This is a genomic window from Marinobacter flavimaris, from assembly GCF_002933295.1.
GTDB lineage: Bacteria > Pseudomonadota > Gammaproteobacteria > Pseudomonadales > Oleiphilaceae > Marinobacter > Marinobacter flavimaris.
This window is the reverse complement of sequence record NZ_PSSW01000001.1, coordinates 641,992-668,145: the sequence shown is the minus strand read 5'-3', so window position 1 is coordinate 668,145 and position 26,154 is coordinate 641,992. Positions and strand designations below refer to the sequence as shown.

The 26,154-nt window shown below is 57.1% G+C and carries 24 protein-coding genes; 16 read left to right on the top strand and 8 right to left on the bottom strand.

Annotated features, from left to right (window positions below; genetic code table 11):
- Positions 1-2 precede the first annotated feature (2 nt).
- Positions 3-968 carry a GNAT family N-acetyltransferase gene (locus tag MDHKLMBL_RS03075; protein ID WP_062782559.1) on the top strand — a complete coding sequence of 322 codons (966 nt, stop codon included), beginning with the start codon at positions 3-5 and terminating at the stop codon, positions 966-968.
- Here the strand turns inward: MDHKLMBL_RS03075 and MDHKLMBL_RS03070 are convergent.
- The gene (locus MDHKLMBL_RS03070) at positions 957-1,967 is read right to left on the bottom strand and encodes a LysR family transcriptional regulator (RefSeq protein ID WP_039882066.1); all 1,011 of its coding nucleotides are present in this window, start codon (positions 1,965-1,967) and stop codon (positions 957-959) included. The genes MDHKLMBL_RS03075 and MDHKLMBL_RS03070 overlap by 12 nt on opposite strands.
- A gap of 235 nt (positions 1,968-2,202) precedes the next feature.
- On the opposite strand from MDHKLMBL_RS03070, the gene MDHKLMBL_RS03065 reads away from it, so the two are divergent.
- Positions 2,203-2,970 (top strand): hypothetical protein, encoded by a 768-nt coding sequence (locus MDHKLMBL_RS03065; RefSeq protein ID WP_014577434.1) that lies wholly within the window; start codon positions 2,203-2,205, stop codon positions 2,968-2,970.
- Between the two features lie 53 nt (positions 2,971-3,023).
- Positions 3,024-5,351 carry a hybrid sensor histidine kinase/response regulator gene (locus MDHKLMBL_RS03060; RefSeq protein WP_092029804.1) on the top strand — a complete coding sequence of 776 codons (2,328 nt, stop codon included), beginning with the start codon at positions 3,024-3,026 and terminating at the stop codon, positions 5,349-5,351.
- 9 nt (positions 5,352-5,360) lie between these two features.
- Here MDHKLMBL_RS03060 and MDHKLMBL_RS03055 read toward each other — a convergent pair whose 3' ends face one another.
- Positions 5,361-5,852 carry a glutathione peroxidase gene (locus tag MDHKLMBL_RS03055; protein ID WP_092029806.1) on the bottom strand — a complete coding sequence of 164 codons (492 nt, stop codon included), beginning with the start codon at positions 5,850-5,852 and terminating at the stop codon, positions 5,361-5,363.
- 252 nt (positions 5,853-6,104) lie between these two features.
- Here MDHKLMBL_RS03055 and MDHKLMBL_RS03050 point away from each other — a divergent pair, with 252 nt between their 5' ends.
- The 3 genes from MDHKLMBL_RS03050 to htpX all read left to right on the top strand — a co-directional run bounded on the left by MDHKLMBL_RS03050 (position 6,105) and on the right by htpX (position 8,778).
- Positions 6,105-7,319 carry a pyridoxal phosphate-dependent aminotransferase gene (locus MDHKLMBL_RS03050; RefSeq protein ID WP_014577437.1) on the top strand — a complete coding sequence of 405 codons (1,215 nt, stop codon included), beginning with the start codon at positions 6,105-6,107 and terminating at the stop codon, positions 7,317-7,319.
- Between the two features lie 11 nt (positions 7,320-7,330).
- Complete coding sequence (locus MDHKLMBL_RS03045) at positions 7,331-7,801, top strand: hypothetical protein (RefSeq protein WP_053112241.1); 471 nt, start codon at positions 7,331-7,333, stop codon at positions 7,799-7,801.
- A 95-nt stretch (positions 7,802-7,896) separates the two neighbouring features.
- A complete protein-coding gene (htpX, locus tag MDHKLMBL_RS03040; RefSeq protein ID WP_053112243.1) occupies positions 7,897-8,778 on the top strand; it encodes a protease HtpX in 882 nt (293 codons plus the stop codon).
- Positions 8,779-8,827: 49 nt separating this feature from the next.
- Here the strand turns inward: htpX and pdxB are convergent, their stop codons facing one another.
- From pdxB to MDHKLMBL_RS03025, 3 genes are read right to left on the bottom strand one after another with little or no spacing between them, the layout of a single operon-like run.
- Positions 8,828-9,979: a 4-phosphoerythronate dehydrogenase PdxB gene (gene pdxB / locus MDHKLMBL_RS03035; protein ID WP_104270074.1), complete on the bottom strand. Its 1,152-nt coding sequence runs from the start codon at positions 9,977-9,979 to the stop codon at positions 8,828-8,830.
- 17 nt (positions 9,980-9,996) lie between these two features.
- On the bottom strand, positions 9,997-11,280 hold the full coding sequence (locus MDHKLMBL_RS03030) for a DEAD/DEAH box helicase (protein ID WP_053112247.1): 1,284 nt from the start codon (positions 11,278-11,280) through the stop codon (positions 9,997-9,999).
- Between the two features lie 6 nt (positions 11,281-11,286).
- Positions 11,287-11,841 (bottom strand): elongation factor P hydroxylase, encoded by a 555-nt coding sequence (locus MDHKLMBL_RS03025; protein WP_104270073.1) that lies wholly within the window; start codon positions 11,839-11,841, stop codon positions 11,287-11,289.
- Positions 11,842-12,028: 187 nt separating this feature from the next.
- On the opposite strand from MDHKLMBL_RS03025, the gene dsbD reads away from it, so the two are divergent.
- Complete coding sequence (gene dsbD, locus MDHKLMBL_RS03020) at positions 12,029-13,924, top strand: protein-disulfide reductase DsbD (RefSeq protein WP_104270072.1); 1,896 nt, start codon at positions 12,029-12,031, stop codon at positions 13,922-13,924.
- 11 nt (positions 13,925-13,935) lie between these two features.
- Here the strand turns inward: dsbD and tusA are convergent, their stop codons facing one another.
- Positions 13,936-14,175: a sulfurtransferase TusA gene (gene tusA, locus MDHKLMBL_RS03015; RefSeq protein WP_053112251.1), complete on the bottom strand. Its 240-nt coding sequence runs from the start codon at positions 14,173-14,175 to the stop codon at positions 13,936-13,938.
- An 86-nt stretch (positions 14,176-14,261) separates the two neighbouring features.
- Between tusA and MDHKLMBL_RS03010 the strand changes: the two genes are divergently transcribed.
- Positions 14,262-14,552, top strand: coding sequence for an antibiotic biosynthesis monooxygenase family protein (locus tag MDHKLMBL_RS03010; RefSeq protein WP_014577445.1), 291 nt, complete (start codon positions 14,262-14,264; stop codon positions 14,550-14,552).
- Here the strand turns inward: MDHKLMBL_RS03010 and rlmM are convergent.
- Positions 14,549-15,625 carry a 23S rRNA (cytidine(2498)-2'-O)-methyltransferase RlmM gene (rlmM, locus tag MDHKLMBL_RS03005; protein WP_053112252.1) on the bottom strand — a complete coding sequence of 359 codons (1,077 nt, stop codon included), beginning with the start codon at positions 15,623-15,625 and terminating at the stop codon, positions 14,549-14,551. The genes MDHKLMBL_RS03010 and rlmM overlap by 4 nt on opposite strands.
- 112 nt (positions 15,626-15,737) lie before the next feature.
- Between rlmM and MDHKLMBL_RS03000 the strand changes: the two genes are divergently transcribed.
- On the top strand, positions 15,738-17,579 hold the full coding sequence (locus tag MDHKLMBL_RS03000) for a sensor domain-containing diguanylate cyclase (protein WP_104270071.1): 1,842 nt from the start codon (positions 15,738-15,740) through the stop codon (positions 17,577-17,579).
- 9 nt (positions 17,580-17,588) lie between these two features.
- Here MDHKLMBL_RS03000 and MDHKLMBL_RS02995 read toward each other — a convergent pair whose 3' ends face one another.
- A complete protein-coding gene (locus tag MDHKLMBL_RS02995; protein WP_053112256.1) occupies positions 17,589-18,230 on the bottom strand; it encodes an alpha/beta family hydrolase in 642 nt (213 codons plus the stop codon).
- Between the two features lie 220 nt (positions 18,231-18,450).
- On the opposite strand from MDHKLMBL_RS02995, the gene ccoN reads away from it, so the two are divergent.
- The 7 genes from ccoN to MDHKLMBL_RS02960 all read left to right on the top strand — a co-directional run bounded on the left by ccoN (position 18,451) and on the right by MDHKLMBL_RS02960 (position 26,148).
- A complete protein-coding gene (gene ccoN, locus MDHKLMBL_RS02990; RefSeq protein WP_053112258.1) occupies positions 18,451-19,881 on the top strand; it encodes a cytochrome-c oxidase, cbb3-type subunit I in 1,431 nt (476 codons plus the stop codon).
- Positions 19,882-19,896: 15 nt separating this feature from the next.
- On the top strand, positions 19,897-20,505 hold the full coding sequence (gene ccoO / locus MDHKLMBL_RS02985; RefSeq protein WP_053112260.1) for a cytochrome-c oxidase, cbb3-type subunit II: 609 nt from the start codon (positions 19,897-19,899) through the stop codon (positions 20,503-20,505).
- A 4-nt stretch (positions 20,506-20,509) separates the two neighbouring features.
- Positions 20,510-20,695, top strand: coding sequence for a CcoQ/FixQ family Cbb3-type cytochrome c oxidase assembly chaperone (locus MDHKLMBL_RS02980; protein WP_014577451.1), 186 nt, complete (start codon positions 20,510-20,512; stop codon positions 20,693-20,695).
- Complete coding sequence (ccoP, locus tag MDHKLMBL_RS02975) at positions 20,692-21,582, top strand: cytochrome-c oxidase, cbb3-type subunit III (protein ID WP_104270070.1); 891 nt, start codon at positions 20,692-20,694, stop codon at positions 21,580-21,582. Before MDHKLMBL_RS02980 ends, ccoP begins: the two co-directional genes overlap by 4 nt.
- Positions 21,583-21,710: 128 nt before the next feature.
- On the top strand, positions 21,711-23,141 hold the full coding sequence (ccoG, locus tag MDHKLMBL_RS02970) for a cytochrome c oxidase accessory protein CcoG (RefSeq protein WP_014577453.1): 1,431 nt from the start codon (positions 21,711-21,713) through the stop codon (positions 23,139-23,141).
- A gap of 47 nt (positions 23,142-23,188) precedes the next feature.
- Positions 23,189-23,704: a FixH family protein gene (locus tag MDHKLMBL_RS02965; protein ID WP_014577454.1), complete on the top strand. Its 516-nt coding sequence runs from the start codon at positions 23,189-23,191 to the stop codon at positions 23,702-23,704.
- Positions 23,701-26,148 (top strand): heavy metal translocating P-type ATPase, encoded by a 2,448-nt coding sequence (locus tag MDHKLMBL_RS02960; RefSeq protein WP_104270069.1) that lies wholly within the window; start codon positions 23,701-23,703, stop codon positions 26,146-26,148. Before MDHKLMBL_RS02965 ends, MDHKLMBL_RS02960 begins: the two co-directional genes overlap by 4 nt.
- The last annotated feature ends 6 nt before the right edge of the window (positions 26,149-26,154 follow it).

Sequence of the window (26,154 nt, the reverse complement as noted above, 5' to 3'; positions counted from 1 at the left end):
TTATGAGCATCCGGTTTCGCAAATACAGCTGGCAACTGGCCCCGGCATCCATCCGGGATATCCGCCAGCAGGTGTTTATTGAGGAACAGAAAGTCCCGCCGGAGCTGGAGTGGGATGAAACCGACGAAATTGCCGATCACTATCTGGCAGTGCTGCCAGACAATACCCCGGCAGGCGTGGCACGACTGTTTTCAACCCTTGAAGAGACCGGCCACATCGGTCGTATGGCGATCCTGCCCCAATACCGCGGACAGGGTATCGGGGAAGCATTGCTCCGGCACCTGATCGCAGAATCGGCTGACCGTTTTGCCGAGCTCAGGTTGTCTGCCCAGGAGCACGCCATTCCTTTTTATCAACGGTCAGGCTTCCACGTCTGTTCGGGCGTTTACGACGACGCCGGCATTCCCCACTTTGACATGCGTAGCCTGGCACCGGGACTCGCGGCCGAGGGCCTTGGCTCCCGGGACCGGCCGATGATTCTGGGCAGCGACACAGACTCCTGGCTGTTTGATACCGAGGCCAGGCTACTGGGGCTAATGGATTCGGTGGTTGGCCAGGCCGGCCAGCGCATCTGGCTGTATGACCGCCTGCTAGAACACGATCTGTATGACCGGCATCGTTTCCGGGAGCTGATCTCCGCCCTGGCTCGTCGGCATCGGCTCAGCGAAGTCAGGTTGCTGATCCATGACGATAAGCCGCTGGTGAAACGTCGACACACACTGGTCGAACTGATGCGCCGGCTGCCGAGCCGCATGGAACTTCGACTGGTCAACGAGGACTACCCGGTTGAGGACCAGCCCTTCATTATTGCGGACCGTGAAGGCGTGGTGTACCGACATGATTTCTACAAGCCAGAGGGTTTCGCCAAGTTCTCGGACGGCGGCCGCGTAAAGCTCTTGTCGGAAAACTTCCAGCGCATGTGGGATGCAGCCCGCCCTTCCCTGGAGCTTCGGGAGCTACCGCTCTGAGTGATGGGCCTGGGGCGCGTCCGGCGCTTCGAACCTGGCCCCGAACGGAGCAAACTCGGTATCCACCTCAGTAGCCACCTCAGCAATCAGTTTGCGCAGCCATTGATGATCCGCGTTGTGCTGCAACAGAGGGCTCCAGGCCATTTTCAGCTCGAACGGTGGAATCTCGAACGGAGGCACCTTGACCACAAGATTCGGGTTGTCTTTCTGCAGCCAGGCTGCCCGGGATGGCAGCGTGGCAATCAGGTCATGCTGCTCGGCCAGCAGCATCGCAACCTGATAGTGACGGGTGAAAACGGAAATCTGTCGCTTGCGCCCCATTCTCGACAGCGCCTCATCAACCCAGCCCAGTCGCTGGACATCCTTTGGGTTTACACCAACACCAACACCAAACCCGGTCTTGCTGACCCAGATATGGCTGGCGTCCAGATAGGTGTCCAGGGTGAAGGGCTCCTTCAATACCGGGTTACGGGCGTTCATCAGGCAGGCAAAATACTCGGTCCAGAGGGTCTTCTGATGGAAAGACTGGGGGATCTTGTCGAACCGGTTGATCGCCATATCCAACCGCCCCTGCTCGACATCCAGGAAGCTGACGTCACTGGGCGTGAGCACATCCAGGGTGACGTGCGGCGCTTCCTGACGGATCCGCCTCAGAACCCGGGGCATCAGGCAGGATTCGGCATAATCACTGGCCATAATCCGGAACACGCGCTGGCTTTCAAGAGCCGAAAACGGTGTCTTATCTTGCACGGCCTGCTCAATATCCGACAGGATTCCACGCACCAGCGGTTGTAATTCACGCGCGCGCTCCGTGGCCGTCATACCCTCACTGGTTCGCACCAGGAGCGGATCACTGAACAGATCCCGCAACCGCTTCAAACCATTGCTCATGGCAGGCTGGGTAATACCCAGGTGGTTCGCTGCCTTGGTCACATTCCGCTCGCGCAGCAACACATCCAGGTACACGAGCAGGTTCAGATCAACACGGGAAATATCCACAAAAACTCCGGAACACCAGAACAACAGGAAAAGCGAGGCTCATTCACGAGAGCAATATACATGATAGCGAGGATTCACGTAATCAATCAGCAACACGAACTTTCACATTTGAAAACGGATCTGGAGCGGTATTTCTGCTAGTCTTTCGGATACTTGCTGAATAATATCGGTGTTTTGAGGCCGGTTTGTACACCCGCCATCATTTGATCCTGAAGCCGGAGTCGTTACTGACAAAATGGATACCACTACGATCGTCCTTCTGCTGGCGGCCATCGTTACCGTCTCGATTGTCATTATTGTGCTCAGCCAGATGCGGGAACGCGCCCGCATTGAACGGGCGCGCAAGATTACCGCTCAGGAAGACGCCTATAACAGGGCCAATCGCCTGCTGACCGAAATTCCAGGCCAATACCTGACAGCCGATCTGAAACTGCTTCTGATTAAACGCATGGAAGAAGCTTGCGCGGAGCTGGCCGGCCTGAAGTCGAACCTGCCGGTCAAGGAATGGCAGAAGTCCGCTGCAGAACTGAAAACACAGATCGTTGAAAAGCGCGACACCACCACGCCAGTCAAGATTGATTCCGCGGAAAAATCGAATTACGTCAAGGAATTGCTTCAGAATCTGTTCAAGATGATTGAAGCCATGCACAAGAGCGGGCGGATTGATTCGGCCACCGCCAAGAAAAACCTCAAGTATGTGCTCTTCCTTGTCCACAAGACCCACGCGGATCTTCATGTGTTTCAGGCCCGGGACTATGTTCGCCAGAACCAGATCCGGAAGGCCATTCATGCCTATCACCTGGCCAGTACCGAAATGGGTAAATCCCGCGACAATCCACTTGCCATGAAAGCAGTGAAGAGCTTCCGGACGCGCATTCAGGAACTTGAGGCCATGAGTGCAGAGGGTAAGGAAAGCCCGCAGGGAGAGTCCAAACTGGACCGAGAGTGGGATACTTTTCTCCACGACGATGAGTGGAAGAAAAAGGCCGATTACGACGACTGAAGGTACCGAACGGGTCGCTGTGAGAGGCCCGTCAACAGGGACAGTGCAAACCCGTGAGCAACGGCTTCAAACAACGGCTTTCCTATAGACTGACTCGAGACACGGTCCTCGTTGCCATGGCCCTCGGGCTGGTGCTGAATGTGGTCCAGATTACCCTGGACTACTTTAGCGCGAAGGATTCCATGGAGAAGGAAATCCATGCGCTGATCGATATCAGCAACAGCCCGGCCTCCCAGATTGCCTACAACATCGACGTCCGCCTGGCGGAAGAGTTGCTCGACGGCCTGCTTCGCCATCCCGCGACCATTGATGCCCGGATTACCGATAATGACGACGAGACCATGGCAGCATCCAGCAAGAGCAGCCCGGTCTCGCCCTATCGCTGGGTCAGCGATCTGCTGTTCGGGCCGGATCGCGTATTTCGACAGGAGCTCCGGGTTCCGCAACTTGAGGATCTGCCACTTGGGCATCTGATCGTCACCATTGACACCTATCACTATGGGGCGCTCTTCCTCCAACGAGCCGGATACACGCTGATCAGCGGGCTACTGAAAAGCCTGATCCTGTCTGCAGCTCTCCTTGCCATTTTCTATTTTGTGCTGACCCGTCCCATGCTCAATGTGATCAGCGCACTGAGCCAGGTGCGGGCTACCTCTCCGGAAAAGGTCAGGCTTCCGATCCCGGCAAACCATCGGGAAGACGAGATCGGGACCATGGTTGGCATCATCAACCAACACCTGGAAACCATCGATTCGAGCCTTGCACAACTCCGGCACGCCGAGAGTGCCATGAAAAACTACTCCACCCAGCTTGAGCAGGAGGTGGCGGACCGGACCCGGGAGATCTCCGAAAAGAACGATGCTTTGCAGCGTGGTAATCGCGCCCTGGTCAAAGCCAAGGAAGATGCAGTTCGCCGGGCGCGGGCACGGGCCAATTTCCTGGCCAGCATGAGCCATGAGATCCGGACTCCGCTCAATGGAGTTCTCGGGATGCTCGGCCTGGCACTCGAGGGCGAGCTGGATTCTGCCCAGCGCAACAGGATAGAAATTGCCCTGAACGCCGGTGAAAGCCTGCTCGGGCTGCTTAACGACATACTGGACATCTCGAAAGTGGAGGCCGGCAAACTCAGTCTGGAAAACATCCCCTTCAGTGTCCGGCACCTGATCGAAGAGTGCGCGACACTCCATGCCCAACAGGCGCGGCGCAAGCGTATTCACCTGGTCACCGAAATCGATCCGGATCTCCCTGAAGACTTCCTGGGAGACCCGACACGGGTACGCCAGGTGCTCAACAACCTCCTGAGCAATGCCATCAAATTCACGGACGAAGGCAGCGTGAAACTAGAGGCAGCCTACTCCGGGGGTAGCCTGAGAATCGATGTCGTGGATACCGGGATCGGTATGTCTACTGAGGGCCTGCACCGGATTTTCTCACCCTTCTCCCAGGCTGATGCAGAGACCACGCGGCTTTATGGGGGCACCGGTCTCGGCCTGACGCTCTGCCGTCAACTTGTCGAACGTATGCATGGCCAGATTCTGGTGGACTCCCGGGAGGGCAGCGGCACACACTTCACCGTTACCCTGCCCCTGCCGGTTCATGAAGCCAGCGAAGATTATGATCTGCCCCGCGTGGATTCCCGGCTCAAGGACATTGGCATAGCGATGGCAATACCACCGGACAACCCACACCGGTCTGCGATCGAAGCCCAACTTCGCAAATGGGGCATCCCGATACGCGGCGCGAGCAGACACCCGGATGGAATTCTACTTGCCCTTGCCAACGCCGGAGACGAAGAAACCCTGGCATTCGCCGACAACTGGCAAGGCGCCGGCGTCGTACTGGTGGACTCTTCCGGCACCCTGCCCCCTGCCCTGGGGCAGCAACAGCTGCTCTCGTTGCCATTGCGTCGGGATGAATTGCTACGTTGCCTGCTTCTGGCCGCAGGGCTGCTGGACAGCGAGGAACAAACGGCCAACGCCGTGGAAGACGATGAGCAAACCGGCACGGAGGCTTCCCTGAAAATCCTTCTGGTGGAGGACAATCAGGTCAACCAGATGGTGGCCGTCAGCCTGCTCAAGAAACTCGGCCATCGCACAGATCACGCAGAGAACGGCCTCAAGGCCATACAGGCATTGGAAAACAACCACTATGACCTGGTGCTGATGGATTGCCAGATGCCGGTTATGGACGGCTACGAAGCAACACAGAGGATTCGGCAAAACCCCGAATGGAAAGACCTGCCGATCATCGCTGTTACCGCAAATGTGATGCAGGGCGACCGCGAGGACTGCCTCGCCTCAGGCATGAACGACTACATTACCAAGCCGTACAAGCGCGAAGAGCTCAGGACGGTCATCGACCGCTGGCGCCCCGCGATTTGACCGCGGCCTTCAGGCCGGTAACAGTTTCTCGATGTCGGCCCGAATATCCTCCGGCTTGGTTGTAGGCGGATAGCGACGGACTACCTTGCCATCGGGAGCTACCAGGAACTTGGTGAAGTTCCACTTGACCTTTTCCGACCCCATCAGTCCCTTGGCTTCATGCTTGAGAAAACGAAACAGTGGGTGTGCGCCATCACCGTTGACTTCGACCTTGGAAAACATGGGGAAGTCGACCCCGTAGTTGAGACTGCAGAACTGGCTAATTGCATCCTCGTCGCCCGGGTCCTGATTAAGGAACTGGTTGCAGGGAAAACCCAGAACCTCAAACCCCTTACTCCCCAATTCGTTGTGCAGGGACTGCAGGCCTTCGAATTGCGGTGTGAAACCACATTTACTCGCGGTATTCACGATCAGGAGCACCTTGCCCCGGTACTCTGCCATGCTTTGTTCATTACCCTTGATATCCCTTACCGTAAAATCGTAGACCGTCTCGCCTGCCATGGAGCTCTCCCTTCGATGTTTGTGTTCGTCGTGACTCCATTGTTCACAACACAGACCAAAAAACCATGGCAATGCAGGCTCTACGGCGATCATTTTTAAAAACCGGTTCAGGTTTGTGTGCTAAATCTGCCTTAACACGACACAATTCATCATAATTCCCCTGTTGCCGCCGGGCCTCGCTCCGCTAGAATAAAGGCCTCTCGTATTGGCAGGTGCCATTTTTCGATCTCAAAAGAAGGACGTCCGGGTCTTATGCAGAACTACTACAAATCCGCCAAGCTGGATAACGTGTGTTATGAAATCCGTGGCGTGGTTCTGCGGGAGGCACGCCGGCTAGAGGAAGAGGGTCACCGGGTACTCAAGCTTAATATTGGCAACCCTGCAGCGTTCGAACTGGATGTCCCGGAAGAAATCCAGCAGGACGTCATCTACAACATGCACCAGGCCCAGGGCTATGTGGAGTCGAAGGGGTTGTTCTCCGCCCGCAAGGCGGTCATGCACTACTGCCAGCAGCGGGGTATCGACAAGGTCGATATCGACGATATTTTCCTGGGCAACGGCGTCAGCGAGTTGATCGTTATGACGATGCAGGCCATGTTGAATACCGGCGACGAAGTCCTGATCCCGGCCCCCGACTACCCCTTGTGGACCGCAGCCGTCACACTTTCCAGCGGCAAGCCCGTGCACTATCGCTGCGACGAACAGCAGGACTGGTTTCCGGATATTGACGATATCCGCAAGAAGATCACCCGGCGGACCCGTGCCATTGTTCTGATCAACCCCAACAACCCGACCGGGGCCGTGTATTCAAAGGAGCTTCTCGAGCAGGTCATCGAACTGGCCCGCAAGCACAACCTGATTATTCTGTCGGACGAGATCTACGACAAGATCCTCTATGACGGTACCCAGCACATCTCGACCGCCTCGCTGGCCGACGACGTGCTGTTCTTTACCTATAACGGCCTGTCCAAGAATTACCGGGCTGCGGGTTACCGCTCGGGCTGGATGATCGTCAGTGGAGCAAAACACCGGGCGAAAGATCTGATCGAAGGCATCGACATGCTCTCGAATATGCGCCTGTGTGCCAACGTTCCGGCCCAACTGGCCATTCAGACAGCCCTGGGAGGCTACCAGTCCATCAACGATCTGGTGGCGCCAGGCGGGCGGCTCTACGAGCAAAGGGAAACCGCCTGGCGCATGCTTAACGACATTCCGGGCGTGAGCTGCGTCAAACCCCAGGGTGCGCTTTACCTGTTTCCGAAACTGGACCCCAAGCACTTCCCTATCGTGAACGACGAGAAACTGGTTCTGGACCTGCTGTTGCAGGAGAAGATCCTCCTGGTGCAGGGGTCGGCCTTCAATATCGATGACAGGCAGCACCTGAGAGTCGTGTTCCTGCCCAGGGAAGATACCCTCGAGGATGCTATGGGCCGGCTCGGCAATTTCCTTGGCCAATACCAGCAATAACGGGGAAAACCATGGCGGATATTCACGTCGAGGAATTCTACAAAGATGCGGCCATTGCCCTGGTGCAGTTGTACGGCGCCTTTCCCAGGCGCATCAACCTGTTTGTCGAAGACATTGCCGGCCCGGATGAGCCGGACGAATTTGGCCTGCACAGCAAGCGACACATGGCCTGTTTCGGCGCCCTGCTCTGGCTCGCAGAGGAAGGTCTGCTCCGGTACGTCGACACCATCCGCCAGGAGGCTCTGGACCAGGCGGTTCTGACCAGAGACGCCTTTATCCGCCTGAGCGCGCCGGCGCCGGAGACTCTGACTAGTGAATTCGGAATCCCCGAGGAAACGGCTGCCGGTAATCTGCCCCCTTCCGTTCAGGAGGATCTTTCCACTCACATCCACCTGATTCGCAGGGCGCTGCGCGGGGGGAACTCCGCCCGAATCAGCCAGATCATGCAGGCAACCTTTTTTGCCGACCGCGGCAATTATTAAATCACCGTAAGCTCGTTGATTGATTGAACCGCGACCGCATATAACGGTCTGAATAGCGGCTTTATTTTCTTTGACGAACTGATCAGGGCACCAACATGCGTATTCTGCTGTTTCTGGCAACCAACCTTGCTGTCATCCTTGTCGCGAGCTTTACACTGCGGCTGTTGGGCGTGGATAGCTACCTCGCCCAGAATGGTATTCAGTATGGCTCTTTGCTGGCCTTCGCGGCGGTCTTCGGATTTGCCGGCGCCATCGTGTCTCTGCTGATATCCAAACGAATGGCCAAGTGGAGCACCAGGGCCCGGGTTATTGATTCCCCGAGAACACCTGCCGAGCGCTGGCTGGTGGATACCGTAGCCGAGTTGGCGAAGAACGCCGGTATCGGGATGCCGGAGGTGGCTATTTTCCCGGCGTCCCAATCCAACGCCTTCGCAACGGGCTGGAACAAGAACGATGCCCTGGTTGCCGTCAGCGAGGGCCTTTTGCATCGCTTCAACAAGGACGAAATCCGGGCAGTTCTGGGCCACGAAATCGGCCACGTGGCCAATGGCGACATGGTGACCCTGGCTCTGATTCAGGGTGTGGTGAACACGTTCGTGATCTTCGCCTCCCGGGTCATCGGTTCGTTTGTTGACCGGGTGATATTCAAGAACGAAAGTGGGCATGGCCTTGGTTTTTTCGCCGTCAGCATCGTTGCCGAGATTGTCCTGGGCATTCTGGCCAGCACGATCGTGTTCTGGTTCTCCCGCCGGCGGGAATTCCGGGCCGACATCGCTGGCGCCCAACTGGCGGGGCGCACAGCCATGATCAGCGCGCTGGCAAGATTGAAACAGGAGAGTGAAGTGCCGGATCAGATGCCGGATTCGCTCCAGGCATTCGGCATCAATCGCGGAGCCCGGGGCGGCCTGAGCGCCCTGTTTATGACGCATCCGCCCCTGGAAGACCGGATACAGGCATTGCAGCACGCCAAGCTGTAAAAAAACGGGGCCCGAGGGCCCCGTTTTTTGTTGTACAGGTGAGACTCGTTCAGATTTTCAACTTGAACCCAATGGCCCGGAAACTGTCCTGCAGCGATTTGCTGGTGCCCTTGAGCTGAATCTTGAGACTGGAACACTCCCGACGGACCGGGTAATCACGACGGAGCCTGTCAAAAGCCGCACCTCGCTCTTCAACGGATCCGGTCATGGCATTCCGCAGCCGGGCATCGTCGGGACGAGGGTCATAGCAAGCCCTCAGCGCAATGCGGATGGCATCGTCTTCGTCGGCCGAGCTGGTAAAGGAAATCTTGCTGAGCGCCGGCTCGGGTAAAAACTGGCCGGCTTTCTTGCGAACCGGCAAGCCCAGAAACTGGCTAAGCGCCTGGTAGATCATTTCCGTCCCCTGAACCTTGCCTTCGAGGCTGTATCCGGCGATGTGCGGTGTCGCCAACCAGACCCGGTCAACCAGTTCGGGGTGAATCCTCGGCTCCTGTTCCCAGACATCCAGCGCCACGGTCGGCGCGTTACCCTGGTCAAGCCGGGCCAGCAATGCTGACGAGTCGATGACTTCTCCACGACCAGCATTGATAAGGAGCTGATTTGCGCCCAGAGCCTCAAGCTCGGGATGACCAATCATATGCAGCGTGGGATGGTCGCCTTCTCGTGTCAAAGGTGTGTGAAGGGACACCACATCACACTTCATGGCCTCTTCCAGCGACACAAATTCCTGGTCGTCCTCTTCCCGATCCGCCCTGGGCGGATCACAGAGGCGCACATCAAATCCAAGGCGTTCCAGTTTGTGGGCCAGTTCGCCACCGACATTGCCGACCCCGACAATACCAACACTGAGCTGGGACCAGTCAGCAAGGCCACGCCGCTCGGCATGCAGCGAAAGCACAGACAACACGTACTCGGCAACACTGTTGGCGTTGCAGCCGGGCGCCGCCGAGAAGCGAATACCCGCGGCCTCGAGCCAGTCGAGATCGACATGGTCGGTACCGATGGTGGTTGTGCCGACAAACCGAACCCGACTGCCCTCCAGGAGCTCACGATTTACCCTGGTGACGGAACGAACCAGCACGATATCGGCATCCCGGACATCCTCGTTCGACATGGAACGGCCGGATACCCGGCGAATCTCTCCGATATCGCCGAAAAAGGAATCCAGTAAGGGAATGTTTTCGTCTGCTACGATCAACATGATGATATTCGGCCCTGTCAGTTCCTGCGCTGACGCTGATTGCGCCCACCCTGACCACGTCCACCGCCACCCTGCGGGCGACGACCGCGCTTGCGGGTAATTGGCGGATTGTCCATCGGCGCCATGAGCGCCTCATCGGGCACGGCAGTCTTCAGCTTCTGGCTGATGTAGGTTTCGATGGCGGGAAGCGCGAACGAGTCATCCTCACCGGCAAAACTGATGGAAACCCCGTGTTTGCCAGCCCTGCCTGTGCGGCCAATCCGGTGCACATAATCTTCGGCATTATCAGGCAGATTGTAGTTGAAAACGTGGGTGACGCCGTTGACGTGAATACCACGTCCAGCCACATCGGTGGCCACCAGGACCTGGATGCTGCCTTTTTTGAACTGGTCCAGGGTTTTGAGGCGCTTGTTCTGGGCTATTTCGCCTGACATCAGGGCAACTTTGACCCCCTGGTTCCTCAGATCTTCTTCCAGGTCGCGGCACTGATCCCGGCGGTTGGCAAATACCAGCGCCTTTTCCACTTCCGGCCGCTTCAGGAAATTGACGAGCACCGGCAGCTTTTCATCGTCGCCCACCAGGTAGACGGTCTGTTCAACCCGCTCCGCCGTTTTCTGCTCCGGTTCAATTTCGACAAACTCCGCGTTGCTGGTCCACATGGAGGCGAGGTTCAGCACGTCCTGGTTGAACGTGGCACTGAACAGCAGGGTCTGGCGCTCCTCTTTGGGTGTGCATTTGCGGATAATGCGCTTCACATCGGGAATGAAGCCCATGTCCAGCATGCGATCAGCCTCATCAAGGATCAGGATGTCGAGCTGGTCCAGAAACACGTCCTGGGATCCGAGAAAATCGATCAGACGGCCCGGGGTAGCAACCAGAATGTCGACGATCTCATTCTGCAGCTGATCGCGCTGCTTGTCATAGTTCATGCCACCGACAACGGTTACTACGTTGTGGCCGGTATGCTGGCACAGTTGCTCAGCGTCTTTCGCGATCTGCATCGCCAGTTCCCGGGTTGGCGCCAGGGCCAGAACCCTCGGCTCGGAGGCAAAACGGTCCTTTTCGGGAATCGGGGTTTCCAGCAAACTCTGGATCGCCGTAATCAGAAACGCAGCGGTTTTGCCGGTGCCGGTCTGTGCCTGACCAATCAGATCTTCGCAGGCCAGTGTCCAGGGCAGTGTTTCGGCCTGAATGGGTGTGCAGTATTCAAAACCAATGGCCGTAATGGCATCCAGCAAACGTTTGTCGAGGTTCAGATCGCTGAATCTCAGATCGCCGGTGTGTTTTGGGTCAGATGTCATAAAGTCTCAGTTTTCCTGGGAATGTCCTGATTCAGAATATAGCGGAGCGATACGTCGGGCATCTTCATGCCAGCGTTCTTCTAGGATTTCTCCGGTACCGTAAAATGTGGCCAGCGAATCAAAAAATCTCTGGGCCCGGGGCGGCAACCCCTGTTCCAGATACTCACCTGCCTGGTCTCTGACTCTATGCCGAAACCGCTCTTCATCGGCGGCGCCAACGCCGGAGAGGTTGTCCGCGCTGATGTGAAAACGGGACCCTGCGGCCACCGAAAACAACCACTCAATGGCCTGGGGCTTGACCTCAACCTGCTCGAACGCCTGTTGCTGCTTCAGTGTCCGGCCATCCGGACAATACCAGTAACCATAGTCATGAAGTGTGCGCCGGTGCTCACCAGCAATACACCAGTGGCTTATTTCATGCAAAGCGCTGGCATAATAGCCGTGAGCGAAAACGACCTGTGCGAGACCTTCCGGATCGCTGGCAGGCAAGTATTCAGGTTCATCACTGCCTTTGACCAGAACTGTCCGGTATGCTTCCCGGAAAAGGTCATTAAACAGCATGATAAGATCATTTGGACTGTGATTCATTGGGTGGCTATTGTGCGACTTTACCGCCCCCAATACCAGAGGGAACTTTGACAGTCACGTCGTGTCCATGGCTGGCGTGCACCGGCGCCGATTGCGGTGTAACAGTCGCAATTGAAAAGACTCTGAACAGAGAGACACCAACCGGGAAATCTTACAATCAATGATGGCTTTTGCTGCAGTAACGACGATAAAACGCCAATGGGCAAATCCTCTGGGCCTGATTCTGGCACTCGCCCTTGTGTGTTTGAGTTCCCCCTCCGCCTGGGCACTCGGCGGCAATGGAGGCTCGCTTTTCGGTGGCCAGGGTAGCGACTTTCTGCCCGTCGACGAAGCGCTGCCCTTCAGTTTTTCAACCAACGCTGACACCGTGGTTCTCTCCTGGAATATCACGCCCGGGCACTACCTGTATCGCGACCGGATCAGCATCACCGCGACAAATCCCGAGGTAAGCCTGGGCGAACCCGCTTTCTCGGCGCCAGGCACGGTGACCGAGGACGAATTCTTCGGCAAAACCACCGTTTTCTTTGATCCCGTTGACGCCCGTGTGCCTGTCGCGCTGCCTGCTGGCCTTCGGGAAGCCGAACTTCAGGTAACCTACCAGGGCTGCGCCAAAGCAGGCTTGTGTTACCCGCCCCAGACCCGGGATGTGCTCTTCTACCAGGGTAGCGGCGGATCCGGCTCACAGACCGCCGCAACACCTGGTTTTGCGTCAGGCGACAGTGTTCCCGTCGACACGGAAACCGCCACCGGCCTCGCCGGCTTTCTGGCCCAGCAATCCACCCTGGTCATTGCCGGTGTATTTTTGCTCCTCGGGTTGGGACTCACCTTCACCCCCTGTGTGTTGCCCATGGTCCCGATTATTTCCTCACTGGTTTCCGGCAGAAACACCCGGACAACCGGCCATGCCCTGCTCCTGTCCGGTAGCTATGTGCTGGGCATGGCACTGACCTATGCAGCGGCCGGCGTGCTGACGGGTCTGCTCGGAGCCAGCTTTAATTTGCAGGCACAACTGCAATCTCCCTGGGTTTTGAGCGTCTTTGCCCTGCTGTTCGTCGTCTTTGCCCTGTCCATGTTCGATCTCTTCGAGATCCAGCTGCCACGCTTCATTCGTGAGCCCCTCAATGATGCCAGTCACCGGCTCACCGGCAGCCGGGTATTCAGCATATTCGGCATCGGCGCCCTGTCGGCCCTGATCGTCTCGCCCTGTGTCTCGGCGCCTCTGGCCGGCAGCCTGCTGTATATCTCCACAACCCAGGACGCCGTGATCGGCGGGGTGGCGCTGTTTGCGCTCGGCCTTGGCATGGGCATTCCGCTGATTCTTGTGGCGGTCGGGGGGCGAAAATTGCTGCCGACTACCGGCCACTGGATGACCGCAGTGAAGCACTTCTATGGTGTGATGCTGCTGGCCGTGGCGATCTGGCTGGTGGAGCGACTGGTACCTGGCTGGCTGGCACTGACGCTCTGGGGCCTTCTTATCGCCATAACCGGCGTGCAGCTTGGCGCCTTTGATGCTGCCAGGGCCGGCTGGGAACGGACCCGGAAGGGGCTGGGGCTGGTTCTTTTCGCCTATGGCCTGGCTCTGCTTGCCGGTGCTGTGGCCGGGGCCAATGACCCGCTGAAACCTCTAGCGCCCTTTACGGTCGCCTCCGCGTCATTCGGCGGGGCCGGCAATGCCGGTGTCCAGCACGCGGATTTTGTGCGCGTGAAACAGCCCGGTGAAATCGAGGCGATGCTCCAACAGGCCCGCGAACAGGGACGGCCCGTTCTGCTGGACTTCTACGCCGACTGGTGCATCTCCTGCAAGGTTATGGAACGCAATGTTTTCAGCAAGCCGGATGTAATCCAGGCGCTTAGCCCCTACACCCTGCTGCAGATCGATATGACCGACAACACCCCTGAACAGCAGGCAATGCTGGACGAACTCGGCCTCTTCGGCCCCCCGGCTATTCTGTTCTATCGCGGTAACGGCCAGGAACTGCCCCAGCACAGGGTGCTCGGAGAAATGGATCGGGAGGAATTCCTTGGCCACCTGCAGACGCTGCAGCCGGAAGTCTGACTGACAAATCGCTATTGTCCCCGGCGTATCAGGTAGATAAACAGATCGTCCTCTTCCAGCTGTTTCACCAGTTCATGGCCGAGAAACTGGCAGAACCTCGGTATGTCCCGGGTGGTAGAGGGGTCTGTCGCCAAAACCCGCAACACGCCACCAGGTTGGACATCGTTGATTCGATTATGAAGCATCATGACCGGTTCCGGGCAGAAAAGGCCCCGGGCGTCCAGCTCAAGGTCGTAGTCAGTTGCGGTCACACGTCGTCTCCTGTCAATGAACCTGATTTTTCGTAAAAACCTGCTAAATTATTGTTTATAACAGTTAAACCACTTGGAGGTTTCTCATGATCCGGGTTCTGATCGAACGCCATATTGCCGAAACCCTTGAAACAGCCTACGAAGAACGGTCGCGCAAGGTTCTGCAGCAGGCTGTCAGTGCCCCCGGTTTCATTTCTGGCGAAACCCTGCTCGATAGCCACGACCCCAATCACCGGATAACACTGGCGAACTGGCGCTCCGAAGCAGACTGGGATCGATGGTTTCACTCCGATGAGCGCCGTGAACTCATGCTGGAGCTTATCCCCATGATGGACGAAGAAGAGCACATTACAGTGCTGGAGCAAAGCGCCTTTTAACCCGTCCGCTCGATGAAACAGGTTATTTCTTCCCTGTCATGGTAAAGGTGGCGGGCTTTAAGGCGAAAACCGATGCCCGCCTCTTTCAAGCCATCAACGAGAATGTTCCGGCAAATCAGCCACTCGTCATAGCGCTTTTTCATAGGCAACTTCAGATTGAACACCGTGTAACGGCAAAGGCCTTCACCTAGCCAGGTCACAGCCAATTTTGCCGTTTTCCGGGGCTGATCCACAATGTCGCAGACCATCCAGTCGATGCCGCGCCTGGGCCGCCAACCATAACCATCCGCCTCAACATGCTCCACCTGCCCAGAGGCCATCAATTCAGGGTTCATTGGGCCGTTGTCCACTGCGGTTACCATCATCCCCTGACGCACAAGCTGCCAGGTCCATCCGCCCGGAGCGGCGCCAAGATCCGCGGCCTTCTTGCCACCACCAAGGTAGTCCAGCTCCTGTTCCGGAGGCAGAAACACCTTCCAGGCCTCTTCGAGCTTGAGGGCAGAGCGACTGGGCGCTGATGCCGGCAGCCGCAGGCGCGGGATGCCACCAACGTAACGTGCCCGGTTATCCGCCAGACTGAAACCGACGACCGCCGACGTAAAATCGGGGAGGAAAACCTCCAGACGCGCCGGCGCAGGAGCATTCTGGTCAGCCTTCAGGAGACCGGCTCCCCGCAAACCGCGGGAGAGCGGAGACACCCACTTTCGGGCAAAGTTTCCAAGGTCTCCATCCGCGTTGTTTTCGGGTAACCGGACTTCCAGCCGCGCACAACCCGGAAAACCGCGCCCAAGTCCACGGATTCCCTCGATAACAGCACCGACCCTGTCAGTCTCTGGCAGGCTGAATTGCCCGAGAACGACAATCCAGTCACGGACGAAGACCAGCTCCTCAAGAAACAGACGAGCCATCACATCATCGGCAGTTTCCGGAGCTGCCGGGTAGAAGCGCACCAGCCCCTGGTCTTTCAGGGGCTCGAAATACCCGAAAATACCTCGCTCCGTGGCTGAGTCGGTCATTTCACGGCCGGCTTCGGTTTCAAAGCCTGGCCGGCAAAACACAAGAATCTGTTCCATGCATTTCCTGAATCAGGGTCGGAGACCAACCCGTAAAAGTTGAAACTGTTTAACAGCTTAGATTGTCTTCTCTGGCTACACTTCCCGCTCTGATAACCGCGGGAAGCCATGAATGTCGTCCGTTTTGCGTTTGATTGCCATTCTCTGCCTTTTGCTGGCCCCTGCCCTGGCGCTGCCAGACACGGGTTCGATGGCGTCGGACTGCCCTGTCCTCGAGGCCACCGATACTGCTGCCCGCGCTTCCCTGATGCAATACGTTTGCTATTACAGTGCGCCGCCGGGCGCGCCCGGACATGAAGCAAGGAATCCGGACCAACTCCCCCGAAGTATCGATTGGACCCCGGCAAACGGCCGGGACCTGGTATTCAGCCACACCAAATCCGTTTACTGGGTACACCTGCACGTCAGGAACTCCGGCGCTGAGCGGGCCGCCTGGTACCTGAAACTCAACTACCCGCTGCTGGACGAAGTCACATTCTGGCAGGCGGGTAATGATACTACAGAGACACTGGTTACCGGAGATCAGCGGCCTTTCGGGTCCAGGGCGGTAGACTACCGGTACTTTCTGCTTCCCGTCACACTGGATGGCGGTGAAACCCGGTCCCTGACGATCCGGATCCACAGCAATGGCGCTCTGAACGTGCCGCTCAGCTTTGAAACCCCGGCGGAAGTCATTGCCCGCAGTAATCATCTGACACTGACCCACGGGCTATTCTACGGCGCGCTCCTGGTATTTGCGGTCTTCAACCTGCTGCTGTTTTTCAGCTCCGGCACCGGCTATTACTTCTACAACGCGTTTTACCTGGCAGCACTCGGACTGTTTCTGTTCGCCATGGGCGGCTTCGCGAACCAGTACTTCTGGCCAGACAACCCGGGCTTTGCCAATACATCCATCCCCCTGTCTTTGTCCCTTTGCGCCCTGGCCATGATCCTTTTCGGCCGGTCCTTCCTGGAAGTAGACCGCGGAACCATCTCGGAAACGGTCCTCAAAGGGCAGGCCTGGTTCTGCATTGGCTTCCTGGCACTGACACTGATACTGCCCTACAACAAAACCATTCTGCTCAATACCGTTCTAGCACTGACGGTTATTTCAAGCCTGTTCATCATCGCAGCGGTTCGTTGGAAACAGGGGTATCAGCCGGCCATGTGGTACCTGCTGGCCTGGCTGATCATGCTCGTTGGTGGTCTGATCTATGCTCTGGCGGCTTTTGGTTATCTGCATGACTTTCTTGCACGGGAGGCGCTGATGCAATCAGCAGTGGGAGGACAGGTGATCCTGCTGAACTATGCGATGGTGCAGAGGTGGCGCCTGCTGAACCAGAAGCTTCTGGACGTGGAACATAATGCGAGGACAGAACTGGAATTCAAAGTGCATGAACGTACCGCGCAGCTGCGGAATACCATGCGGGAACTGGAAAAGGCCAACCGCAAGCTATCGACACTGAGCCTGAACGACGCCCTGACCGGCCTTTACAATCGAAGGCACTTGAACAACATATTCCCGGAATTGTGCGCCGAAGCGCGGCGCACGTCCCAGCCACTGACCCTGGCGCTGGTCGATGCCGACCATTTCAAGAACATTAACGACACCTGGGGCCATGGCTTTGGGGACAGCTGCCTTCAGTTCATCGCCGAAATGCTGACCCGGCACGTGAAACGTCCCCGGGATGTTGCCATCCGATTCGGTGGTGAGGAGTTTGCGTTACTGCTGCCCGGAACCGATGCAAACGGAGCTTTGAATGTCTGTTCTGCATTGCTGCAAGACATCGCCAGGACGCCACTACTCTCCCCAGACGGCACCAAAGTGAGAATAACCCTCAGCGCAGGTATCGCATCACTCGACTCCGGAGAGACCCAGAACCAACTGTTCGAGCGGGCCGATGAGGCCCTGTACCGTGCAAAAAGCAAAGGCCGCAACCGCGCTGAGCTCTCTGAGGCTGTCGGGGTGCAGTAGAGATGAGGCTCAAAGCCGCTCGTCCACAAAGATCCGGGTTTCCCGGGCAGCCGCCACGATCAGCTCCTTTTGGGTCTGTGGCTGGCTTTTCAGCGGCTGGAAATCATGATTACCCCCTTCCAGCCAGAGCAAACGGATTCCCTCCAACTCCTGCTCATGGCCAGCCATCTCGGACGGTTTCCCGAACGGATCCCTTGTCCCCTGAAGCACCAGCATAGGGCAGCTCACATCCTGGAAGTGCCCGGTACGCCAGCGGTCGGGCTTACCGGGCGGATGGAAGGGATAACCAAAGCAGGCGACACCATCAATACCTTCCCGACGGCTCGCCAGAATGCTTGCCATGCGTCCACCCATGGATTTGCCACCCACCAGTACCCTGCTGCCAGATCCGCAATCTGATCGAACCTGGTCGACCACCCGGGTAAAACAGTCCAGCAACACTTGCTCTCTGTCGGGCGGTCGCTTCTTTCCATCCAGACGCCTTTTCTGCATATACGGGAACTCAAAACGTACTGTCTCAATGCCCTCTTGCTCCAGCGCTGCCGAAAGCTCCTCCATGAAGCTCGAATCGGCCGGCGCGCCGGCGCCGTGTGCCAAAATCAGTACAACTTTCGGCTCACCCTCATAGCCTTTGGTCTTAATCAACTCCACAGAATTCACCTCATTCAGTTAAGCGACTATCATTGCACTCAGGCAACACACATTCCCTTCGCTGAAACAACTCCAATAACGGCACTGAAAAGGAAGCCATGTTGCTGATTTCGGCGCATTTGACGGATGTCAGGACTTGACCTGAGTCATTGCAAACAGCTAATCGTTTCTCCATACTTGCGCCCGCATATTTCCCCACTTTAAACCCATTGGTAAGGCTATGAGCACAGTAAATGCAAACCTGACATACAACTACAAGGTGGTAAGGCAGTTCACCATCATGACAGTGGTATGGGGTATTGTAGGTATGTCCCTGGGTGTGCTGATCGCAGCGCAGCTGGTCTGGCCATCCCTCAACCTCGACCTGCCCTTCACCCACTTCGGCCGTCTCCGGCCGCTGCATACCAACGCCGTCATATTCGGCTTTGGTGGAAGTGCCCTCTTCGCTACCTCCTACTATGTTGTGCAACGCACCTGTCAGGCCCGTCTGATTTCAGATGGACTGGCGTCGTTCACTTTCTGGGGTTGGCAAGCGATCATTGTCTCGGCAGCCATTACCCTGCCGCTCGGCCTTACCTCTTCCAAGGAATATGCCGAACTCGAATGGCCGATCGATATCGCCATAGCCATTGTCTGGGTAACCTACGCACTCGTGTTCTTCGGAACCGTAATGAAGCGCAGCACCCCGCACATCTACGTGGCCAACTGGTTCTACGGTGCCTTCATTATTACGGTTGCGGCACTCCATATCGGCAATAACCTGGCCCTGCCAGCGAGCGCCTTCAAGTCCTACTCTGCATACGCAGGTGTCACCGACGCCATGATGCAGTGGTGGTATGGCCACAACGCCGTTGGCTTTTTCCTGACCGCCGGCTTCCTCGGGATGATGTACTACTTCGTTCCCAAGCAGGCCAACCGCCCGGTTTACTCCTACCGCCTGTCAATCGTCCACTTCTGGGCGCTGATCGCAACCTACGTATGGGCTGGTGGTCACCACCTGCACTACTCTGCACTGCCAGACTGGGCACAGACTGCAGGCATGGTAATGTCTCTGATTCTGCTGGCACCCTCCTGGGGCGGCATGATCAACGGCATGATGACTCTGTCAGGCGCATGGCACAAACTGCGCACTGACCCTATTCTGCGCTTCCTCGTGGTCTCCCTGTCGTTCTACGGCATGTCCACTTTCGAAGGCCCGATGATGGCCATCAAGACAGTCAACGCGCTTTCCCACAACACTGACTGGACCATCGGCCACGTTCACTCCGGTGCTCTCGGCTGGGTTGCCATGATCAGTATCGGTGCGGTTTATCACCTGGTACCCAAGCTTTGGGGTGTTCAGGCGATGTACAGCACTGCCCTGATCAACGTGCACTTCTGGCTTTCCACTGTCGGTGTCGTACTTTACATCGTCGCAATGTGGGTAAACGGCATCATGCAAGGCCTGATGTGGCGCGCTGTCAACGAAGACGGCACCCTGACATACAGCTTTGTTGAAGCCCTGGAGGCCTCCTACCCCGGTTACTTTGTTCGCTTCATCGGCGGCGCCATTTTTGTGAGCGGCATGCTGCTCATGGCTTATAACGTCTACATGACCGTTCGCCAGAAAGATGCGGTTGCGCAGGACAACGCGGCAACACAGCCGGCGTAACGGGAGAGAATCAGAATGAAACATGAAATAGTCGAAAAGAACCTTGGTCTGATGATCGTACTGATCGTCCTGGTCATCAGTGGCGGCTTTCTGGCGGAAATAGTGCCGCTGTTCTTCCAGAAGAGTGTGAATGAGCCTGTCGAAGGCCTTGAGCCCCTCAGTGCTGTTGAGCTGGAAGGCAGGGACATCTACATTCGCGAAGGCTGCCACGTTTGTCATACCCAGCAGATCCGTCCGTTCCGTGCGGAGACTGAGCGGTATGGCCACTACTCCGTTGCGGGCGAGTTTGTCTATGACCGCCCGTTCCTGTGGGGATCCAAGCGCACCGGTCCGGATCTGGCCCGTGTAGGCGGTCGCTATTCGGACGCCTGGCAACGCCAGCATCTCTATAACCCGCGCAGCGTGGTTCCCGAATCAAACATGCCGGCCTTCCCGTGGCTGTTTGAGGACAAGGTAGACCACACCAAGACTGCTGCGAAGATGGAGACACTGCAAACACTTGGCGTGCCCTACACCGATGAGCAGATCGCCGAGGCGTCCGCTCAAGTGGAAGGCAAATTTGAAATCGAGGCTCTGGTCGCTTACCTGCAACAACTGGGCACAGTGATTTCAGAAACACGGTGATTTAATGGATATCAATGAGTTACGCGGAGTTCACACACTTCTGGTGATGGCAGCCTTTTTCGGCATCGTTTGGTGGGCGTACAGCGCCCACCGCAAGAAAGCCAACGACGAGGCCGCACACTTGCCCTTCGATGATGACGACGTGGAAAAGCGTACGCTCGAACAGGAAAAAGCGGAGAAAAAACAATGAGTACCTTCTGGAGCATCTGGATCAGCGTGATCACGCTGGGTACTGTGTTTGGCTGCTGGTGGCTGCTTTGGGCGACCCGCAAGAGCCAGACGAGCGATACCGAAACCGACCGCACCATGGGCCATTCCTTTGATGGCATCGAGGAATATGACAATCCACTCCCCAAGTGGTGGTTCTATCTGTTCCTGGCTACCTGCATATTTTCGTTGGGATACCTCGCGCTCTATCCGGGTCTCGGCAGCTTCAAGGGCTTGCTGGGCTGGACGTCGACCAACCAATGGGAAGCCGAGGTAGCCGAGGCTGAAGAGAAGTACGGGCCGATTTACGCCCAGTACGGACAGACCCCGGTGCCCGAGTTGGCGGAAAACAGCGATGCCATGAAAATCGGCCAGCGCCTGTTTGCCAACAACTGTGCGGTATGCCATGGCTCGGCCGCTCGCGGCCAGGTGGGCTTCCCCAACCTGACGGACGACGACTGGCTTTATGGTGGAACTCCCGAGGCTATTCTGAGTACGCTTCACAACGGCCGTATGGGCGCCATGCCTGCCATGGGAACGATGCCAAATATGACCAGTGAACAAGTTGACCAGGTGGTTAACTATGTTCTCAGTTTCAGTGGACGGGAAAAGGATGCCGAAGCAGCCAAAGCCGGAGAACAGGTGTTTGCCCAGGCTTGCGTTGCTTGCCACGGCGCAGACGGCAAGGGTAATCAGGCCCTTGGCGCACCCAACCTGACAGACAACACCTGGCTCTACGGTTCTACCTATGAGTGGATCAAGGAAACTGTCGTGAACGGTCGTCAGAATATGATGCCCGCTCAGGATCGCCTGCTTTCGGACGATCAGATTCAGATTCTCGCGGCTTACGTCTACAGCCTCTCGAACTGAGTCAGCCGGCCGGGGTCAAGCCCCGGCCCGGTCTTTTCAACCCTGTGTCTGCGATGCGGGCACAGGCTTGAAAAGATCAGCAGCCTAACGGCCTGTTGCCCCGCATTAGCACTTTCCTGGAGGTAACGATGAGCAGTGAGATTCCGGTCAAACAGGTTGACCCATCCTCTGACCCCTCCGACAACAACAATAAATCCGGAACCGTCGAGCTATACGCCAGCCGTAAGAAAATTTACGTCAAGGAAGTCAAAGGCTTCTTCCAGCGCATCCGTAATGTCAGTCTTTTGCTGCTGATGGGGATGTACTTTGCGTTTGTCTGGTTCACCCTGGACGGACAACCACTGATTCATTTCGATCTCCCGGCCCGTGAATTCCACCTTTACGGGGCGACTTTCTACCCGAAAGATTTTATCTTGCTCTCGGGAATGCTGATTATCAGCGCTTTTGGTCTGTTTTTCATTACCACGCTATTTGGCCGGGTCTGGTGTGGCTACACTTGCCCCCAAACCGTTTGGACCTTCATATTCATGTGGGTTGAGGAGCGTATTGAAGGCAGCCGAAACAAAAGGATGAAGCTGGATAAAGCTCCCAGCTCAGCAAACAAAATCGCCAAGAAATCCGCCAAGCACGCGGTATGGTTGCTCATAGCCCTGGCTACCGGGCTAACCTTTGTCGGCTATTTCTACCCCATTCGGGAATTGATTACCGATCTGTTTACCCTGCAGGCCAATGGCTGGGCCTATTTCTGGGTTGCCTTTTTCACTGTAGCCACCTACCTCAACGCCGGGTGGATGCGTGAGCAGGTTTGTCTGTACATGTGCCCTTATGCCCGCTTCCAGTCGGTCATGTTCGATCCCAATACCCGTGTGGTCTCTTATGATCCCAACCGCGGCGAGCCCCGGGGCGGACGAAAGAAAGGCGTGGATCCTGCGGAAGCGGGCCTGGGGGACTGTATCGACTGCGGTCAGTGCGTTCAGGTCTGCCCCACCGGCATTGATATCAGAGATGGCCTCCAGTACGAGTGTATCGGCTGCGCCCTTTGCATCGATGCCTGTGACGAGATCATGGACAAGATGAATTACCCCAGGGGCCTGATCCGCTACACCACGGAAAACGAGCTGGAGGGCAAAACCTCGAAGCTCCTGCGGCCCAGAACCTTTGGCTACGGCGCCGTGCTGTCTTTGATGATTGCAGCAATCATATTCACGATTGCCACCCGGGTCCCGGCCCAGATGGATGCTCTGCGTGATCGCGGCGCGCTGTTCAGCTTCAATGGCGAGGGTCGTATCGAGAACTCCTACACCCTCAAAATCGCCAACATGACAGAGGTTCCTCAAACCTTCTCCCTGTCGGTGACCGGAATGGAGGGAATTCGTATCCTGACTGACAGCTCGGTGACCGTAGAGAGTGGCGAGAACCGCGCGCTGCCCACTGTTGTCGATGTGCCGCCGGAATCCATTACCGAATCCAATAACGACATTCTGTTCAGGGCTCAATCAGAGTCAGATTCTTCACTGAGCCTGGAAACCGAAAGTCGATTCGTCGGTCCAACGCGCTGATCATTGATCAGCGTGCGCATCCGAACGTCTAAATGAGATAGAGATATATGACTACTGAAACACCCGTTGCACCCTGGTATCGCCAGCCCTGGTTCTGGTTCCTCCTGATTTTCCCGGGTGCGTCCATCATTTATTGCGCCGTTGCGATTACCATCGCTATCAACACGGAAAACTCAATGGTGACAGACGACTGGTCCAAGGAAGGCCGTGGGATCAACATGTCCATCGCGAGGGACCAGAAGGCCGCGGACCTTGGCATGGAAGCCCAGATTGACTTTCAGAACCGAAACGTCACGGTCAACCTGAGTACCGTGGAAGGTCCCGCGGACTTCCCGTATCTGATTCTCAACCTGTTCCATCCGACCCTCTCGGACAAAGACCGCACTGTCCAGTTCCAGCAGATCGCTCCGGGCCGGTTTGCCGGGAAACTGCACAGTGACATCGATGGTCGCTGGTACTATGACCTCAGAGGTCCCGCCAATGAGTGGCGCCTTAAGGGTGAAACCTGGTTACCTTCTGAAAGCGGCATTACCATCAAGGCCGGGGAGTCTGCCCAAGGTTGACGCACCTGGATTGCTTCCATTGCGGTGAGCCGGCTGACGGTGAGCCGCCCATTACCCTCGAGCTTGATGGCACAACCCACCACTTCTGCTGTCAGGGCTGCAAAGCGGTTTGCCAGACGATTCACAGCGAGGGTCTGACCGGTTTTTACGATTTCCGGACTGAGCCGGCAGTCACGCCAAAGCAACTGACCAACGCCGAAGTGAACCGCCTGAGGGAACTGGATCACCCCCTGGTTCAGGAGTCCTTCGTGGCGCCTGTAAAAGGCGCACAGGAAGCGCAGTTGCTGATTGGCGGCATCACCTGCGCTGCCTGTATCTGGCTGCTTGAAAATCACATGAAGCAGCAAACTGGTGTCGTATCTTTTTCGGTGAATCACACCACACAGCGTGCCCGCCTGGTCTGGTCCCAGGATCAAGCGCCTCTGAGCGACCTTTTGATTGCCATCCATGAGCTTGGCTATACGGCTCGCCCCTACCAGGCAGACGAGGCAGAACAGGCCCTGAAGGCGGAACACCGTTCCATGCTGATCAGGGTCGCCATAGCGGGCATCGGCTCTTTCCAGAGCATGATGCTGGCATTTCCGTTGTACTTTGAACTGGTCAATGATCTCTCACCGGAGTTTGTCAGTTTTTTCCGCTGGTTCAGTCTGCTGGTCGCGACCCCAGTGGTTCTCTACAGCGCCGCCCCCTTTTTCCGGAACGCTCGCCGGGACATCCAGAGCCGACACCTGACCATGGATGTACCGGTTGCCATTGCAATCGGACTGGCCTACCTCGCCAGTGCCTGGGTAACGATAGTTGGCGGGGACGAAGTCTACTTCGAGTCCGTGTGCATGTTTACATTCTTCCTGCTGTTGGGTCGTTATATTGAAGTGCAGGCCCGCTACCGAGCCGGCCTGACCGGAAACGCCCTTGCGGGGTTCCAGCCGACCGTTGCCACACTGGTGAGCGGTGACGATACGGACATAGTCCCGGCGCATCAGATTCGCCCGGGAGATATCGTTCGGGTTCGACCCGGTGAAACTTTGCCAGTGGATGGAGAAATCGTGCGGGGCGAGTCCACCCTGAACGAAGCCGCGTTGACGGGAGAGTATCTGCCCGAAACCCGTTACCCCGGGGATACGGTTCATGCCGGCAGTGTGAACGGCGAGAACCCGCTTGATGTCCGGGTGGTGAAAGCGGGTGCTCAAACGCGGCTGTCTGGTATTCTCCGGGTGTTGGATCGGGTGCAATCCGAAAAGCCCCAGGTCGCAATGATGGCGGACCGGATGGCGGGGAAATTTGTGGGACGGGTACTGATACTGGCACCCGTTGTCTGGATTGGCTGGTGGCTGGCAGGCGCTGATAATGCCTTCGACATCACCCTTTCGGTACTGGTGGTCACCTGCCCCTGTGCTCTGTCGCTGGCAACGCCCACCGCGATCACCTCCGCCACCGTCAGGCTGCGTCGTCTCGGGTTTCTGCCCACTCGCGGCCACACCCTCGAATCAATGAACACCATCGATACCGTGGTGTTCGATAAAACCGGGACATTGACCCGCGGAGAACTCAGCCTGACCGGCGTCGATATTGTTGGCAGCATGGATGAAACAACCTGCCTGAAGCTCGCCGCCGGGCTCGAGAAATATTCCGAGCATCCCATCGCCCGCGTATTCAATCGGCGTGACACTGCAGCCGTCGAAAACGTGGAAAACCACGTCGGTGGGGGTCTCTCTGGCCAGCTGGGAGAGAGGCCGTTGTTCATCGGCCACCGGGGTTTTGTCCAACAGCATGTCAGTACACCCGCGCCCAGCGCCGAACCTCGCCAGGGCATGGAGATCTGGCTCGCTTCGGATCGCGAGTGGCTGGCCTGCTTTCGGTTGGACGACCAACCCCGAGCCGATGCCCGTGCGGCGATCAGAGCTCTTCAGGACGCTGGTATTCGCACATTGCTCCTGAGTGGCGACCGGTCCGGACATGTTGAGCAGGTAGCAGGCATGCTGGGCATTGACGAAGCGATAGGGCAGGCCTCTCCGGAAGAAAAACTGGCGGTACTGCAGAAACTTGAATCTGAAGGCAGGCACATCATGATGGTCGGCGACGGGCTGAACGATCTTCCGTCTATGGCCGGAGCGGGAATCTCGGTCGCCATGGGCACTGCTGCGGACCTGACCCAGCTCAAAGCCGATGCGGTACTTTTGAATGGCCAGTTGCTGCAGTTGGTTGAGGCCCTGAAAACCAGCCGTCAGACCCGGCGCATCATCCGCCAGAATCTCTGGTGGGCCCTGGCCTACAATGTCTGTGCGCTGCCCCTGGCTGCCGCAGGCATGGTGCCACCCTGGCTGGCAGCGATCGGGATGTCCCTCAGTTCCCTGGTGGTGGTGTTAAATGCACTTCGGCTTGGCAAAGCGCCTGCACAACCGCATCAGGATAATCCCCCGGTTGGCGCACAGGCGCTGTCCTGATACCGT